Annotated in this window: 7 protein-coding genes; 2 read left to right on the top strand and 5 right to left on the bottom strand. The window is 37.5% G+C overall.

Going from position 1 to position 17,176, the window contains the following annotated elements:
- Positions 1-2 precede the first annotated feature (2 nt).
- On the bottom strand, positions 3-9,038 hold the full coding sequence (locus FNZ24_RS08535; RefSeq protein ID WP_153914065.1) for a putative Ig domain-containing protein: 9,036 nt from the start codon (positions 9,036-9,038) through the stop codon (positions 3-5).
- Positions 9,039-9,352: 314 nt separating this feature from the next.
- Here FNZ24_RS08535 and FNZ24_RS08530 point away from each other — a divergent pair, with 314 nt between their 5' ends.
- Both FNZ24_RS08530 and FNZ24_RS08525 read left to right on the top strand, forming a co-directional pair.
- A complete protein-coding gene (locus FNZ24_RS08530; protein WP_153914064.1) occupies positions 9,353-9,784 on the top strand; it encodes a hypothetical protein in 432 nt (143 codons plus the stop codon).
- A 35-nt stretch (positions 9,785-9,819) separates the two neighbouring features.
- Complete coding sequence (locus tag FNZ24_RS08525) at positions 9,820-10,794, top strand: hypothetical protein (RefSeq protein ID WP_153914063.1); 975 nt, start codon at positions 9,820-9,822, stop codon at positions 10,792-10,794.
- Positions 10,795-10,869: 75 nt separating this feature from the next.
- Here FNZ24_RS08525 and FNZ24_RS08520 read toward each other — a convergent pair whose 3' ends face one another.
- From FNZ24_RS08520 to FNZ24_RS08505, 4 genes are all read right to left on the bottom strand, one after another.
- Complete coding sequence (locus FNZ24_RS08520) at positions 10,870-11,880, bottom strand: sulfotransferase (protein WP_153914062.1); 1,011 nt, start codon at positions 11,878-11,880, stop codon at positions 10,870-10,872.
- 17 nt (positions 11,881-11,897) lie between these two features.
- On the bottom strand, positions 11,898-12,587 hold the full coding sequence (locus FNZ24_RS08515; RefSeq protein WP_153914061.1) for a WbqC family protein: 690 nt from the start codon (positions 12,585-12,587) through the stop codon (positions 11,898-11,900).
- Positions 12,588-12,594: 7 nt separating this feature from the next.
- Positions 12,595-14,562, bottom strand: a complete 1,968-nt coding sequence (locus FNZ24_RS08510; RefSeq protein ID WP_153914060.1) for a DegT/DnrJ/EryC1/StrS family aminotransferase — start codon at positions 14,560-14,562, stop codon at positions 12,595-12,597.
- 695 nt (positions 14,563-15,257) lie between these two features.
- Positions 15,258-16,994 (bottom strand): tetratricopeptide repeat protein, encoded by a 1,737-nt coding sequence (locus FNZ24_RS08505; protein ID WP_153914059.1) that lies wholly within the window; start codon positions 16,992-16,994, stop codon positions 15,258-15,260.
- Positions 16,995-17,176: the final 182 nt, after the last annotated feature.

The following is a 17,176-nucleotide window of genomic DNA, read 5'->3' as shown; positions in this document are numbered from 1 at the left end:
CATTAATTTTTATTATAAAAACTTCTTCGACGAACTTGATAAGCCATCAATAGCATTACAAGAATCATCCACAAAGACAAACTACCGCCATCTGGTAAAGGCTCAACAGTAAACCTTGGTTTATCGCGATTATTGCTTTCATCTAAATCAAACTCTTCACTGCTAACTACCCCAAGTAACATAAATTCACCACTACGCTGAGGCGTCATACTAATCTTCACATAAACGGTTTCTAGTGCTTTAACATCACCGATATGGCAAATAACTTTCTGATCCGCATTACTACAATTAGCAGGTAATGCACCCAGCATTAAGTCATCAACCACCGGCATAGTAAATCTCACATCCCGAGCTAAAGCATTGGTATGATTAGTTATCATCCAATTTATGGATGTCTCCTGATTTTGTTCAGGAAAACTTGGTCCAATGGCATGAACTGAAAGATCGACATCTTCAACACCAATTGTGCCACTTTCACTGAGGTACCAAATTGATACTCCTGATTCACTATCTAATGTAACAAGCTCAGAATAACTATTGTTATTGAGGTCAATTAGTTGCACAGAAACTATGTTCTGACCATCAATGACAAAATCATTTGGTCTAATATCATCGATGCCATAAAAGTGCCAAATACTTACTCCATGTGGCTGTATAAATACAATATCAGTCACTCCATCTTGCTCTATATCAGCAATCAATACATCTTCAGCTAATGGGAAAGAAACTTTTGACTCTATGGCTTCATTCAACACATCTAAGATCAAATACCACCCATCTTCTCTGCGTATCATGGCATCAACTAAACCATCATTATTAACATCGTCAGCAATAATTGAAGTGATTGAATTGAATGAGAGTGGAGCAAGTTCAATCGTCCATTGTTCAGTATCATGACTCACTATCACTGAATCTGAACCCTCTCGAGAAACCATCAAGTCATTACTATCACTGGTTTCAATAACAGCAATATCAGAAACACCAACTGCATCTGACTCTGAATCTGAATCTGAATCTGAGTAACGAGTGTCATCATTTACTTCGGCAGTGACTTCGCTATTTACTTCAGAGTTAGCAGATGAGTTTTCTATAGCCGCTATATCTTGAATATTATTTTGCAAATTAAGATCTAATAGTGTCGTTACAGTATTACCTGTCCCTAAATATGAATAAATTGCAATTTCACTTTGATAACTCCCACCTAATACCACTTCGGGTGAACCATCGCTATCAAGGTCAATGACCACTGCAATATCAGCTTTAACATCATCAAGCATCTCAACACTCAATAGTTCGAGAGCATCACCTAAGAAATAAACTCTATTACCATGCTCTTCTCCGCCCGTAGTTAATATATCTTGATAACCATCAAGGTTAATATCAGCAACCACAATGCTAGAAGCATGCATTTGCAATTCAATTGAACTGTCTAAAGTCAATCCTCCAGCACCATCATTGATATAAATATCAATGCTTCTCATCGATTCATCGTAAATTAACAAGTCACGATAAAAATCATTATTAATGTCTGCAATATAACCAGTTTCAGCAGTTTTACTGGTTAGTACTAAACCAGGTAAGTCAGCAACATTTTGGGCTAGCAAAATATGACTCTGTTTATTGATTATCGCCCCATTAATATTTGCGCCTTCAACACTGACCGACACATATGTATGACCTGAATCAATCGTCATCACATCAAATTCAAAATGACTTTCAATATCAGTTTCTACTGCAATATCTTCTGCAACCAAACATTCAAATGTATTTGACGATAAGTCTGCACAATCACTGCCTAGCGCAACAATTTCTAATTCGCTAGCGAACTCAACCGTATAAACCACATCTTTAGCTGCTACATAGCCTAAGTTAGCTATATTTACTGACAAAATTACCTTGTCATTTAAGGTCGCTGGCGCTGGAGATAATGAAACCTCTACAGCTAAGTCAGTATCAGTCGGCTCAGTAACATTGATGATAAACTCTTGAATTATCAGTTCTTCTATCACGCCATCAGTTAGCCCTATTTCTATAACAAAATCTTCACCGATACTTTCTACAGGTGGCGTTCCAACAAGTTGATTTACTTCGTTTATGGTCAGCCATTCAGGGGCTGTCACTAGAGATAGTGATAACGTATCGTCAGCATCAATATCTTCTATTTCAATGTCATAAAGATAGGGAGTTAACGCTTTAGCATCGACAACGGGTTCAGATTCAAACGTTGGAGCATCATTTACATTAATAACTTCAATATCAAATGCAGGAAAATCAACTTGAATGGTCCCATCTGTTACTGAAATTGAAACACTTTCGAAAATACCAACATCTTCATTTTTAGGCGTGCCATTCAATGAACCATCCATTTCACTAAACTCAAGCCAATCAGGCTTATTAGTAATAGTAAAACTCAGAGTATCTGTTTCATCATCGTCAACGACTGTTGGTGTATAACTGTATATTTCACCTTGGTTTATAGTCAGAAGAGCTGTTCCAGAAAACACTGGTACATCATTAACATTCATCACTTCAATGCTAAACGCTGCCAAACTAACGGTTTCTGTACCATCTGATACCGAAATGACAATACCTGATGTCGTGCCTACATCCGCATTAGTTGGTGTACCTGACAGTTGACCATTGCTGGTGCTGAACGTTGCCCAAGTCGGCTTGTTAGTAATGCTAAAGGTTAAGGTATCCTCTGCATCATCATCACTGACTGATGGCGTAAAGCTGTAAGCACTGTCTTCGCTCACCGTTGTTGCCGGCGTGCCCGTTAATACTGGTGCATCATTGGTATTAGTCACTTCAATGCTAAACGCTGCCAAGCTCACAGTGTCCGTCCCATCTGATACCGAAATGACAATACCCGACGTAGTGCCTAAATCAGCATTCGTTGGTGTACCTGACAGTTGACCATTGCTGGTGCTGAACRTTGCCCATGTTGGTTTGTTGGTAATGCTGAAGGTTAATGTATCCCCAGCATCATCATCTGAGACAGCCGGCGTAAAGTTATACGCTGTATCTTCATTCACCGTTGTGGCTGGCGAGCCAGTTAATACTGGTGCATCGTTGGTATTACTCACTGCAATGCTAAACGCTGCCAAGCTCACGGTTTCTGTACCGTCATTCACTGAGATCACGATACCTGATGTCGTGCCCACATCCGCATTGGTTGGTGTACCAGATAATTGGCCACTGCTGGTGCTGAACGTTGCCCAAGTTGGCTTGTTGGTAATGCTGAAGGTTAAAGTATCGCCTGCATCGTCATCACTGACTGATGGCGTAAAGCTGTAAGAACTGTCTTCACTCACCCTTGTGGCCGGCGTACCCGTTAATACTGGTGCATCGTTAGTGTTAGTCACTTCAATGCTAAACGCTTTTAGGCTAACGGTTTCTGTACCGTCATTCACTGAAATAACAATACCCGATGTCGTACCCACATCCGCATTGGTTGGCGTGCCAGATAACTGACCGTTGCTGGTGCTAAATGTTGCCCATGTTGGTTTATTAGAAATGCTGAAGATTAAGGTATCGCCTGTATCATCATCACTAACTGCAGGCATAAAGCTATAGGCGGTATCTTCATTTACTGTTGTGGCTGGCGAGCCGGTTAATACTGGTGCATCGTTAGTGTTAGTCACTTCAATGCTAAACGCTGCCAAGCTAACCGTTTCTGTGCCGTCTGATACTGAAATCACGATACCCGATGTAGTTCCCACATCCGCATTGGTTGGCGTACCAGATAACTGGCCATTACTGGTACTAAACGTTGCCCAGGTTGGTTTATTGGTAATGCTGAAGGTTAATGTATCCCCTGCATCGTCATCACTAACAGCAGGCATAAAGCTATACGCGGTGTCTTCATTCACACTTGTTGCCGGTAAGCCGGTTAATACTGGTGCATCGTTGGTGTTAGTCACTTCAATGCTAAACGCTGCCAAGCCAACCGTTTCTGTACCGTCGTTCACTGAAATCACGATACCCGATGTAGTGCCCACATTCGCATTGGTTGGGGTACCTGACAATTGACCATTGCTGGTGCTAAATGTTGCCCAGGTTGGTTTATTAGTAATGCTAAAGGTTAAAGTATCGCCCGTATCGTCATCACTGACTGACGGCGTAAAGTTATACGCGGCATCTTCACTCACTGTTGTGGCTGGCGAGCCAGTTAATACAGGTGCATCGTTGGTGTTAGTCACTTCAATGCTAAACGCTGCCATGCTCACAGTCTCTGTGCCGTCATTCACACTAATAACAATATTGGTTGTCGTACCGACATCCGCATTGGTTGGCGTACCAGATAACTGGCCATTACTGGTACTAAACGTTGCCCAGGTTGGTTTATTGGTAATGCTGAAGGTTAATGTATCCCCTGCATCGTCATCACTAACAGCAGGCATAAAGCTATACGCGGTGTCTTCATTCACACTTGTTGCCGGTAAGCCGGTTAATACTGGTGCATCGTTAGTGTTAGTCACTTCAATGCTAAACGCTGACAAGCTCACGGTCTCTGTACCGTCGTTCACTGAAATCACGATACCCGATGTAGTGCCCACATCCGCATTCGTTGGCGTACCAAATAACTGACCATTGCTGGTGCTAAACGTCGCCCATGTTGGTTTATTAGTAATACTAAAGGTTAAGGTATCCCCTGCATCATCATCTGAGACAGCAGGTGTAAAGCTATAGGCGGTATCTTCATTCACCGTTGTGGCTGGCGAGCCGGTTAATACTGGTGCATCGTTAGTGTTAGTCACTTGAATGCTAAACGCTGACAAGCTCACGGTCTCTGTACCGTCATTCACCGAAATAACAATACCCGATGTGGTGCCCACATCCGCATTCGTTGGCGTACCAGATAACTGGCCATTGCTGGTGCTAAATGTTGCCCATGTTGGTTTATTAGTAATGCTAAAGGTTAAAGTATCGCCCGTATCGTCATCACTAACAGCAGGCGAAAAGTTATAGGCGGCATCTTCATTCACACTTGTTGCCGGTGTGCCGGTTAATACTGGCGCATCGTTAGTGTTAGTCACTTCAATGCTAAACGCTGACAAGCTCACGGTCTCTGTACCGTCGTTCACTGAAATCACGATACCCGATGTAGTGCCCACATTCGCATTGGTTGGGGTACCTGACAATTGACCATTGCTGGTACTAAACGTTGCCCAGGTTGGTTTATTGGTAATGCTGAAGGTTAAAGTATCCCCTGCATCAGCATCACTGACTGATGGCGTGAAGCTATAAGCACTGTCTTCATCTACCGTTGTTGCCGGTGAACCATTAAGAACTGGCGTGTCATTGAAGTCATAAAGTACTGAATAAGTATTCGCAGCAAGGTTTCCATTACCAAGTGCATCAGTAGCAATATTTGCATCGATATCAACTGCAACAGTCATTTGAGCAATAGGCGTAACTGTTACAGTGTATTGTTTACCGTCAATATCACTAAAATTTGAAAAGCTTGCATTAGTTGCTTGTAGATCGCTAACTTCAAAGCCTGTCACTATCTCACTGAAATCGACTGTAGCAGTGAAACTTGTTAAAACAGGGCTAGCAGGACCTGATATCGAAACATTGGGTAAAATGTCATCATAGCTAACATTCAAAGTATTAGAAGCACTGTTGCCATTTCCAGCAGCATCAATTGCAGCACTATCAGCAATACTCAAACTTATGGCTACTTCCCCTGATGCACTAACTAAAACAGAATATGTTTTTGCATCTAAAGATTGGAAATTTGTCAAAGAACCATTGCTAATACTTATATCTGCAATATCAAAACCTGTCACATCTTCTTCAAATGCGATATCGACAGTAAAGTCTCCAGTTTGATTAGCAGAATTGGCCGTTAGAGAAACTGTCGGTTTGTGCGTATCAACAACAAATAAAGCAGAAGGCCCCGCTGATGGAGCTGTATTCACAGAATATCTGGCTGTACCAGCTGCAATAGTGACTCCTAAAGAACCATCACCAGAAAAATTAGTTAAGCTGATTTGAGGCGAGCTAGTGTCACCATTGATAATTGAGATATCAGCATTTGCTGAACCAGTATTGTTCAAACTAATATCAGCGGCAGTCAGATTGACTTGTTCTACGTCGGTATAACTTACATCATATACCACTGTTCCTGTACTAATTAATATCTGCGAAGGGGCGCTAATACTAAGGCTAGGAGTAGGATTAACTGGGGTCGTTTCAAAAACAAACACTATTGGCTCAGCAGCAGCATTGGTAACGTTGGAGTCTAAGGCATCTATTGCAATACCAGCATTGATAGATAAAGTAACATCACCATCTAAAATCGGCGTTATTTCAACATTATAAGTTGCACCTGAACCAGTAAAGTTATCTGCTGTAGCATTTGAAACAGTTATGTCATTAATATCAAAGCCTGTAACGGCATCTGAAAAAGTGATTCCCATATTGATGGTAGTTACAGATGTAGGACTTGTGACATCAATATTAGTAACAACCGTCAGCTCATTAATGGACAAGGTACTATTAATATTATCAAAAGCTGTTGGAGTCCCCGCAACTTGGCCTGACACACTCGTTGATTGTGTTGTATAGACCCCAATGGCAGTAGAGTCAGGAATTGATAGTGTAATTTGCAAACTACACTGTTCACCATTCGCTACTTCAATATTAGAAACAGATAAAAAGTAACTTATTGCCGCAACAGCAGAAGAACTCGCACCACAAAATCCATTCTGATCAACAGAGCTTATTACTGCACCAGAAATAAAACTATTAAAATTCTCGCTGAAGGTTAATGCTGTAACATCACCTGCACCAGCTTGATTGGTAATAACATAATTCAAGTCAATTTCGGAACCTCCAGCTCCAACTCGAAGCGAACTAGACTCAAAGCTTTTATTAAATGTAAGCCCAGAAATATCAACACTGGTATTAGCTGCAATATTGGTTACTGTATTTCCACTTACAGTCGCACTGACACTAGAACTGGTAAATGTGACCCCACTACCAACGGTATTGGCAGGTAGTTGAACAGGAATAGAAAACTCACAGCTATTACCCGCAGATAGCATACCGCCACTTAAGGTAATTAATGACGTGCCCGTGATACTTGACCCAGTACCACAAATATCATTAAAGGGGGCACCAGTCGCAACTAAACCTGTAAGTCCGGCGTCTAAATCCAAAGTAAATCCGACATCAGTAGCATCACTACTCGAATTAACATGATGAGTTAATACAACATCGATTGAACTTTGTGCCCCTGGCAATAATACATTGTCAGAAAATGAGAAACTTAACCTAGGAGCAGCGTCAACATTAAACGAAGCGGTAGCAGATGGCGATTCGCCAGTCACATTCAAACCATTAAGAACACTACTAATATCGCTTGATTCAAAACTATAATTACCAGGGACAACTGAATCATTAAGGGTCATCACTAAATCGAAACTACAAACAGCGCCAGCATCGAGAATAATATCCGAAATATTGACAGTTGCATTTAAATCAAAGTCAGTGACTGTGACGCTATTACCCGATGAGTTACAGTAATTTGCGCCTGGTAAAGTAGTAATAGATGCAAATGAAGGCGAACCAACAAAGGTACTAAATGAAACGGCCGTAGCTTGGTTTACAGTATCAATGTTAGTTAACGTATATCGCAATGTAACATCGTTACCAGCCGACAAATCACTTTCAACGATAGCCATTTGCATGGTTGGAGCATTGGATACAATCAGTGAATTAAGTACATCATCATATGCACCATTAAGAGATGACGAAATATTAGTGACATTATTTGTGTAGGAGCCACTAACCGCATTCGCGGGAACTTGAACTGGAACAGTGAAAGTACAGGTATCAGAGGCCGCTACAGTTCCTCCAGAGAAAGTTAAACTACTTGTTCCTGAAATTGTGGAGCCAGCACCACATACATCATTTAACGGAAGACCAACTGCGCTAAGACCAGAAAGCGCAGAATCAAGATCATTGGTGAAAGCGATATCATTAGCAGAGTTACTTCGATCAAAGTTAGAAATAGCCACCACTAATTCAATTAACTCACCAGGTTGAGCGATTTTTGGTGAAAAGGACATATCGACAAAACCAATGCCATTTACCGTGAGAGAGTCACCTGCTCTACCAATCGTAATAGCGGTATTACTTTCAGAGTAGCTAAGATCACTTGTAATTGCATCGTATTCACTTCCTATTTCGCTATTAATAGTTACAGAAATAGAGCACGTGCTGCCTGCGCCACTAACAAATGCGACAATAGAGCTGTTAATGTTAAATGAGCTTAAGTTTAGTGTTGAGTCATTTTGTTTAGTGGCTGTGAAATAATCTCCGCAAGTAGTAACGCTAACATCATCACCAAAGCTAATCCCAGACGGTAACTCAATAGAACCCAAAAAGTTATAAGCAAAGCCCGCAGAATTATTGGTTAACGTTAGCGTTAGTGTGGTTGAATCTTGATACTTAATAACACTATCAGTGATGTCTAATTGCGCAGTGATAGAGCTAGTAGAAACGGTTAGATCTTTTGAAATATTATTAGCAGTACCTAAACTCGACATCAAACCACTAGTGGTAATAGTTAACACCTGATCAGTTAAAGAATCAGAAGCAATATCGAATGAAATTTCACAGCTCTCAGAAAAATTTAATTCAAAACCGGTAAAGCTAGCTGAACTATCCCCTTTGGTTATTGATTCTGCGCCGTTAAGACACGTAGTGGAATAATTAACTTGTTGAGATATTGTGGCATCACTAGGTAAGCTAACGGAAAAATCAATGTCCGTTGCATTAGTATCTGGGGAGTTATTTGTTAACGTATAAGTTAACGTTGAAGCACTTCCACTAGAAATACTATCACTACTAAACTCAGCTGATAATAATAAGTCTGTGCCAGCGGCCCTTGATTCATCAGAAAATATAAGAAAGGAAGTTAACAAGAAGCAAAGAAAGAGAGAACGAGATGAGAATTTATTATTTGTTTTTTTATGAGCTAATGATTTTTTATGAGCTAATGGCTTTTTATGAGCTAATGGCATAGAGACACCAAATATCCTTTTACAATGACAAGTAATACCACGTAACACAATGATAACACTAAGTTACAAAAGTAACACCCCGCCACATATATAAAACTTTAGTACCTATTAATAATTAATATTTCCCCCTGCACATCGAAAACCACAAGCAAATGATTTGTATAGCAATAAAATCACCAAAAACAGCTAAAACGAATATCAGAAACTTCGAACAAGGTTTAACAGGATCTACCAGTGCCAGTATTTTGACACCTCTCTTTTACTTTTGTTAAAACTTAGTTAAAATAGATATATTATTAAATATGGAAATAAAGATGAACTCACCACTATATCGAGCGCTCTATTTATCATCATTATTATTTTGCACTTCAGTTGCTGCCGAAACAACTAATATTGTAGTAAGTGCATCTGAATTAGATATTGAAGCTACAGAGCTCAACTATGATATTGCAACTATTACTATATCTGGGCCAAATGATTTCAACTATCAAGCGCAATTAGATGCAAAAGACTCACAATTAGACTTCGAAAGATTAGGTGTTTTGCCTGAGGGGCATTACAAATACGAAATTCAATACAGTAAAAATACTGGTGTAGAAAAAGTATCTGATAGAAAAACGGGAAGAGATAACGTCTATAGAAATATAGGCGAGGTAACAACTCATTGGGGGCACTTTAATGTGCTTAATGGCGAGTTTGTTGATACTCAATCAGAAAGTGAAGCACCTTTCGTCAGTAGTAAATAAAGCAGTTTAGTTTAAATTTCAATCAAGGGAATAAAATGAAAATAACAAAATATAGCGCATTGGCGCTTTGCTCTTTACCACTTCTGGTGTCGACTTCAGTTTCTGCTGACAACCAAATAAATGATGATTTAATTGTGGTAGGCAGTGCTTGTCTTGGTCAAGACTGTGTCAATGGTGAGTCATTTGGTTTTGATACATTACGTTTGAAAGAAAATAACTTAAGAATAAAATTTCAAGACACCAGTACTAGTGCGAGTTTCCCAAGTAACGATTGGCAAATAACCGCCAATGACAGTGAAAATGGTGGTGCAAACAAATTTTCAATCGATGATATAACTGGTGGTAGAACGCCTTTTACTATAGAGGCTTCAGCACCGAGTCACTCATTATATGTTGATGATGGTGGCAGAATTGGTGTTGGTACATCAACTCCTGTAGTTGAAATGCATGTTGTTAATGGTGATAGCCCAACGTTACGTTTAGAACAAAACGGCAGTTCAGGTTTTACCGCCCAAACTTGGGATATCGCAGGTAATGAAACTAACTTTTTTGTACGTGATGTGACTAATGGATCTAAATTACCTTTTAGGATTAAAACAGGTGCTCCAAAAAATTCAATATTCATAAACTCTGATGGTGGTATTGGACTTGGAACCGAGGCACCAAAGTCTCAATTACATGTATATAATAGCTCAGATGTGAACAACAGTACTCCTTTCGTATTATTAGAGAATGCACACTCAACATTAGAAGACCAATTGATGTTAAAAATGGTTAATAAAAATGGTGATGTACGTTTAGAGTTCGAAAATGAAACTACAGGAGTGACATGGAGAATAACAAATGACAGTGATAAATTATCATTCTCAAAAGTAGGCTCTGGAAAAGTGGAATTTATAGTTGATGGCGACGGCAATGTAACCACAAGTGGAGATATCACATTTATTGATAACGGTGTGTCGACAACCATATCAAGTTTAGTAGATCGAATTGAATCATTAGAAAACTAAATTTAGACAATAGGAATGCTGAATTAGTAAATGTAAATAACTCAGCATTCCTAGTCCTAAAAACTGTAATTAATTTTATGAAAACTCAATCCAGTCTATTTTTTTATCAAAAATTTCTTTACTACGTCCATGATGCGATTTACGTCTCAATTTTTCCGCTTCTGAAGTTTCATTTTCGTATGCTGCTTTTACATTTGGTTCAATTGCCAAAAGACTCTTTTCCAATTCAATAAACTCCTCTTCAGAAATTAGGGGGAAAGCTGGAATATAATTGAATGCAGCCATTAAATCTTTACATAAAAATTCAACATATTGAATTTCTGCCTTAGTCAATCTATCTGAATATTTACCAGCATTATCTTTTTGCAATGGTTTATCAACATTACGCCAATCTGCAGCACGACTTGCATTTTCTTTTGTCGCCGCTTGCTGATAAAAATTTAACATTTCTGGCTGGAAATTATATCCGATTGTTATACATGCTTTTGTTATTGTTTCTTCAGGGTTTTGCAATAAATCTTCATATTTAAAAAATGGCACTTTATCATTGCCTAACCAACTTCTTGCTTTTAGGAAGCCTAGTTGATCAGCTAACCAAACTTTTGCTCCTCTCACCGCACCACCGCGAATTGAGTAACTATGCTTCCATGATGCAGCCATATCCCTAGGATCTCTAACCATATATACATAATTTGCAAAAGGTGAAAGCTGCATAAAAAATGGTAAAAATTCGTAAATCCTATTCTCTTTAATCATCACAGAAGTCTTATCGTGACTTTGGGCTTCAGAACTATAAATATAATCAAATAGTTGATGGACACTGAAGCTTTCACTAGCTTGCAGAAGATCATTTAAGGTGAACGTCTTCTTCCAATATGCATTCTTACTATCAAGTAATACATTTATGTCCTCAACCAAACTACGCCAGGTTAACTCATTAAAAGAGCCATACTTATATAAATTTGGACATAAAACATCTGCTATATGGGCAGTCGAAGGACCACATATTTGAGAGTGAGAATCAAAAATTTTAGTAATTAAATTGCTACCAGATCGTTCAGAACACATTAAAAATATATAGTTCATTTTGTTACCTAAAACTGTTAGTCATAGTTAAGTTTTCCAACACGCTGCTGCCACATCATATAATCGATACAAGATAAACCTGAAACAAATTGATTATCACCACGTTTATAAATTGGCAATTCTGGCTTAAAAAAATCTAACTTTACTCCCCTACTAGTGAAATAATCTGTGTCATACAGGCTATCCCCACCTATAGGGTTTAAATAATGAGTACAATTTAGCTCTTTAACTATATCAATAACTCTATCTTGTCGATTAGCGCCAAAAGGCAAGGTTAAAGATGAAGAACGTACTATTGGAGTGGTGATCCCTAAACGCTGACAAGTTTGTATTATAGAGGGTTCGGCTATTTCTAAAATTGAATCAGACTTATTGTTCGATAGTAATGAATCAATCTCATTAAAAACACTTACGTAATTTGGTGACTTAGAAAAATTTGAAGTCAGGGTTTTTTTAAACTTCTTAGTGAAATGACTTAATTCTGACTTGCAAACCTTCACATCTTTTATCATCTTTTTCCTTTCAGATGAGCGAACGGGTATTGTGAAGAAAAATTTACGACCATTACTTTCTAATTGATTTCTATTTATCCATCCACTATCAATGTATTGAACATTGTCTAAAATGACAAATTTATCAACAGAGTTAATAAGCTGAAAATAACCTAAATAAGGGAAAAAATAAGGTTGCATGATTGCGATTTTCATTTTCTAGCTACTTTATTAAATTTGAAAAAAGAAGTAATAGTTTTTCATCAGAAATATCAGCTACCTTACCGTGACAAGGTACGCAAAATATTTTTTCATAAATATTTGATGCATTAACCTGCTCATCATCAAGAGGCTTATAATATTTCCTAAAAATGACATCGTTGTTATCGAGCATCTCATTTTTTACTACAGAAGGGCTAATCAATGGTACATAAGCCATAATAGTATTGTTAGGTATAGTGGATATAGGTTTTATACCAACTTGCTTAGCAAGTTTAATAATCCGCCTGGTTTGCATTCTATACAAGTGGCTCCACTGAGCTACGGTCGATAGTCTATATAAAATCAGAGCACTGTTAAAATCAGATATCTTGCCATTATAAGCAAAACGCTGATATGTTTTGTCTGCACCTACCCCAAAGTTAATCAGTTTCCTTGCTATACTATACTCTTCTTCATCAAGTATAAGACATCCACCTTCGCCTAAGCCCCAAGGTTTAGTTTGGTGAAAACTAATAATTTCAGGGCAATTAGGTAAAACAGCTCTATTTTGAAGGATATAGCCAGTCGCGTTATCCAGTATTATTTTTTTTCCGTGTAGCTGACAATACTTTTCTATAGCCTTAAGCTTAGTTGCTAAACCAAAAATATTAGTTACTACAACTCCATCCCAAGCATCTAGCGGAATGGCCTTTAGAGCGTCTAGGGAAAACTGACCTTCAATATCACAATCAATTAAGCTTGCATTGGATAAACAACCTATATTTGTCGACATAAAGCCAAAAGAAGATACTATCCAACGCAAAGACTTATTCGCTCTAGCTTCTGCTAAACTTACTGCAAGATGAATAGCATCAGTACCACTTTTAGTCATTAATACTTTTTTATCAGATGCTAATGCTAAATTAGCTGCGATAGTATTCTCTAATACCTCAGTAACTGGCCCAAAATTTGCCCAATGATTATGTAGCTTTGATGTCGATAAATAACTTTCAAGTACTTTAAAATCGATAGGTTTATTTTCTATAAAAGATAGTTTTTCAGGTTCTTGGCTTTCGTTAACTTCAATGAACTTAGGTGGAATAACCCCTTTTTTGAAAACGTCCCATCTTGTATCACTATTAATACCAAAAAAAGGGCTATCTATTGAAAAATGATTATGGCTGATATTCCAGCTAGGGTTGATTAATTCAATACAATCGCAAATAGCTTTTCTATCAACTAAAAACCAGTTTTTGTTTTCTAGATATGCAACATTACAGATATTCAGTGCTTGCCCTAAAACAAAAAAGAAGCTATCAGTATGCCTTTCAATTAATTTACTGACCATCCATGATGAAGGTGTACCACCAGCTTGGAATAAGCAAATTGTACCGCTGCCCAACTCTTCAACATAAGCTGATACTTTATCAATTATTTCATTCCTTTCCCACGCTGCTTTTTTGGAATCAACTTCAACAAATTTAGAGTTAGTTAAACCGGCGAAACTTGAAAAACCATGAAGATAGTCAGGACCAATAACGACTATGGGGCGTTGCTGTATAACACTAATAAACTTAGCAAAGTCACCATTTGAAATAGAGTTTTTCCAAAATAAACCATCATAGATTTTAGCTTCTTTATGGTGAGAACTTTTGATTAGCTGGTTAACACTATCTAAGCCCTCAATTGGTGTCCCCTCAATCTCAAGTCCATTTCGCCACCCAAAAGCGGAGCATAATGACATCAATTGATTATTTTTATATTCGTTAGCCAATATATCTAAAAGTTCGTTAAACAAATCAATAGGCCAGTTCTTTATGACATTTGAAAAATCTTCATTTGTAATAAGATGATCTTCACTGTCTGATTCTTGCTGCAACCTAACTCTAAGTTCCCAAAAGCCATGACACAGTTTTGTTAACGCTAAGCCTTTTTCTGAATCTAGGTGCTTAACGATAAAATCCATAGTTAAACTTGAGTTATATTCCATTCTTAAACCTACTAATTAAATGAGCAATCAAACTCAAACAACATAAATTAACAACACTTTGATTATTATAACAAGAGATAAGAAAGAAGTTGAAGAAATAACAATGTAAGTAATTTCTAAATCAATAGTTTATTGTTGAGATTTAATTCTATCGGAGACTCAAGCTTGAACATAATATCAACAAATTAAATAATCAATATGAGTTTAAAGTAGTCATAAAAAAGATACCCACAAGAATGTTAAGCTGAAAAAATTTAATGTTATTATCTTTCCGCACTACTCAAGCAAGGTTACATTGCAGCAAATACGGAAAATTCACTTATCGTAAGCACTCATTTACTTTACAAATGAAGAAAGCAGCTGGCATAACATTAGGCCATTATTTCAGGAATTCAGAATGTGATAACCACAGATTTAGCTCGAGGTCGTTAAAGAAAGCTTTCAATCTACGACAACGACTACAGAGCTTGAGCTGTAAAAGCGTCAGAGGCTCACAATATATCGACTTGCAATTAGGTAAATTACTGTTGTGTTATGTAAAAAAAGCGCACATGGGGATAATAGCAGAGGCATGTTGAGATATGAGGTCGTCAGGTGCTAATTTGGTATTTTAAAGCACGGCAGGCTCTTTTAACTTAACCAAACTACAAGAAAAATATCAAGTTGAATGTCAGCACTTCTCGCAGCAGGTTCAGTTAAAGTGAATTAATCGTTCTCCAATGAGAGAGTATTCTATTAGTTAAGTCACTCTCTGCACTTGAATCATGAATTGACTGCAAAGTATTAGATAGCCATTTAAATCGGTCTTCTTCTGCTAATTTTAACTTAACATGATGTTTATATTGCACCATGCCAGCCTTCTGGTCCTGAATCATTGTTAAATTAGCTAACTTTAAAAGAGGTTTACTCTCACCTGTCATATTATGGATTCTCATATAAACATTCTGCGCTTCTGAATATCTTTCAAGCTTTATCAGTAAATCAGCATAGACATATAAAGAGTTTGGTTTATCTGATTCTATGGCTTTCTTTAAAATCGATTCAGCTTCGTCAAATCGCATATCCCGTATTAGTAACTTTCCATAACTGATTAGCAAAACAGGGCTGTTATGTTTTATTGATAGCGCTTTTTTGTATAAATCTGCTGCTACATCTAAAAGACCAAAGTGCTCATAGCAAAGGGCTAGATTATAATAACTCCCAAAAAGTAGAACTTTGCGGTTCACGAGTTCTTCAAAAACTGTTTTAGCGCTTGAAAACTGCTTTATTCTTAATAGGGTTTTACCTAATGTAAATTTCGTCTTGTCTTTTAGATGTGTATTGCCAACAAGGTTATTAAGGCAACTTAAATCTTGCTCTAGTAGTGTGAATACCTTCAACTTTAATAGTTTCTCTAAAATGAGGTTTATTTCATTTTCAATGGTGTTATCTGGCTCTTCTATACATTTGTTGGTCAAAATAGAGAGAGCATTGATATCAATACATGCATCAGAATGACCAACTTCAGGCTTTACACCTCCACAGTAAGTCAATTGTTTACTGTAATCATCTTTTTGGTAAAGTTTAAAGTCACTTAAGCAATTTTGTATTAGCTCAGTGTTTTCTTCAACAATAAGTGGGGATTCATTTGCAGCGGTAAATTGAGCTATATCGATTAATTCGTTCCATAAGTTATTCAATCTTGACTGTAACGTACTGGATAAATTCGAAATAACTGAACTTTTACAGTTATCTCTCAGCAATGACTTATCGATCGCAGGTTTAACACCAGAATCTAAATTCAAAGTAAATTTTTCATTTAACGCGTTAATTAAAGGCACACCTTCAAAAAGGCTTCTCTGAGTAACAATCATCACTCGTTCCGGGTGCTGTGTGGCAAATTCCAGCAAACGGTAATTATAATTAAGCCACATTTGAGCAGCAAGACTAGGTGTAGTCCAAAAATCAATATCTCGCTTTTCTGACAAATTTTGGGGAAGCGAATAAGCCAAATTTTTACTATGGCGATTAAGTAAAGACTCAGTACAACTTGACCAATGTCGAATAACAAATACATAACTTGCTCTATCACCTAGAGCCTCATGCCATTCATCTAAAAAAAGCAGAGCTCTAGGATCTTTAAAACCTAATATATCATTAGGATTGATATATTCTTCTTCACGAAGTTGAATATACTCTTTAATACATGATGGATTTGTTGTTCTTATTGGTTCTACACTTTTCCAGCTTTTTGCATCATTTTCTAATAATTCATTATGAAATTTAACTACCCTCTTGTCTTCATAATAACCTTTTGGGTTATGAATATTGCAGCCCATAAGTTCATTACCAAGTTTTAACCCGGCATCGGATAACCACTGGGTGGTTGCTGAAGTAGCACTTCGGTGAAAACCGCTACAAATTAAAAAAGGTTTAAAGAGATTTGAAGACAACAGGATATCCAGAATAAATAGAAGTTAACTAAATAAAAATGTATGACCGTAAGTTGTGTTGGTATTAATTTAAACTCAACGGTCACACATTTAATTAATTCAGTAGCATTTCAAACAACAAGATTAACAAGCTACTAAACATCAAACCAAAAACTTCGACTTCATCGAACCAAGTTTAAAAA

Source organism: Shewanella sp. TC10, from assembly GCF_009663145.1.
GTDB lineage: Bacteria > Pseudomonadota > Gammaproteobacteria > Enterobacterales > Shewanellaceae > Shewanella.
This window is presented reverse-complemented; position numbering and strand designations above follow the sequence as displayed.

Excerpts from the sequence above, each read along its gene's own strand:
- FNZ24_RS08530 (WP_153914064.1), top strand. The coding sequence starts at position 9,353 with ATGAACTCACCACTATATCGAGCGCTCTATTTATCATCATTATTATTT.
- FNZ24_RS08525 (WP_153914063.1), top strand. The coding sequence starts at position 9,820 with ATGAAAATAACAAAATATAGCGCATTGGCGCTTTGCTCTTTACCACTT.
- FNZ24_RS08520 (WP_153914062.1), bottom strand. The coding sequence starts at position 11,880 with ATGAACTATATATTTTTAATGTGTTCTGAACGATCTGGTAGCAATTTA.
- FNZ24_RS08515 (WP_153914061.1), bottom strand. The coding sequence starts at position 12,587 with ATGAAAATCGCAATCATGCAACCTTATTTTTTCCCTTATTTAGGTTAT.
- FNZ24_RS08510 (WP_153914060.1), bottom strand. The coding sequence starts at position 14,562 with ATGGAATATAACTCAAGTTTAACTATGGATTTTATCGTTAAGCACCTA.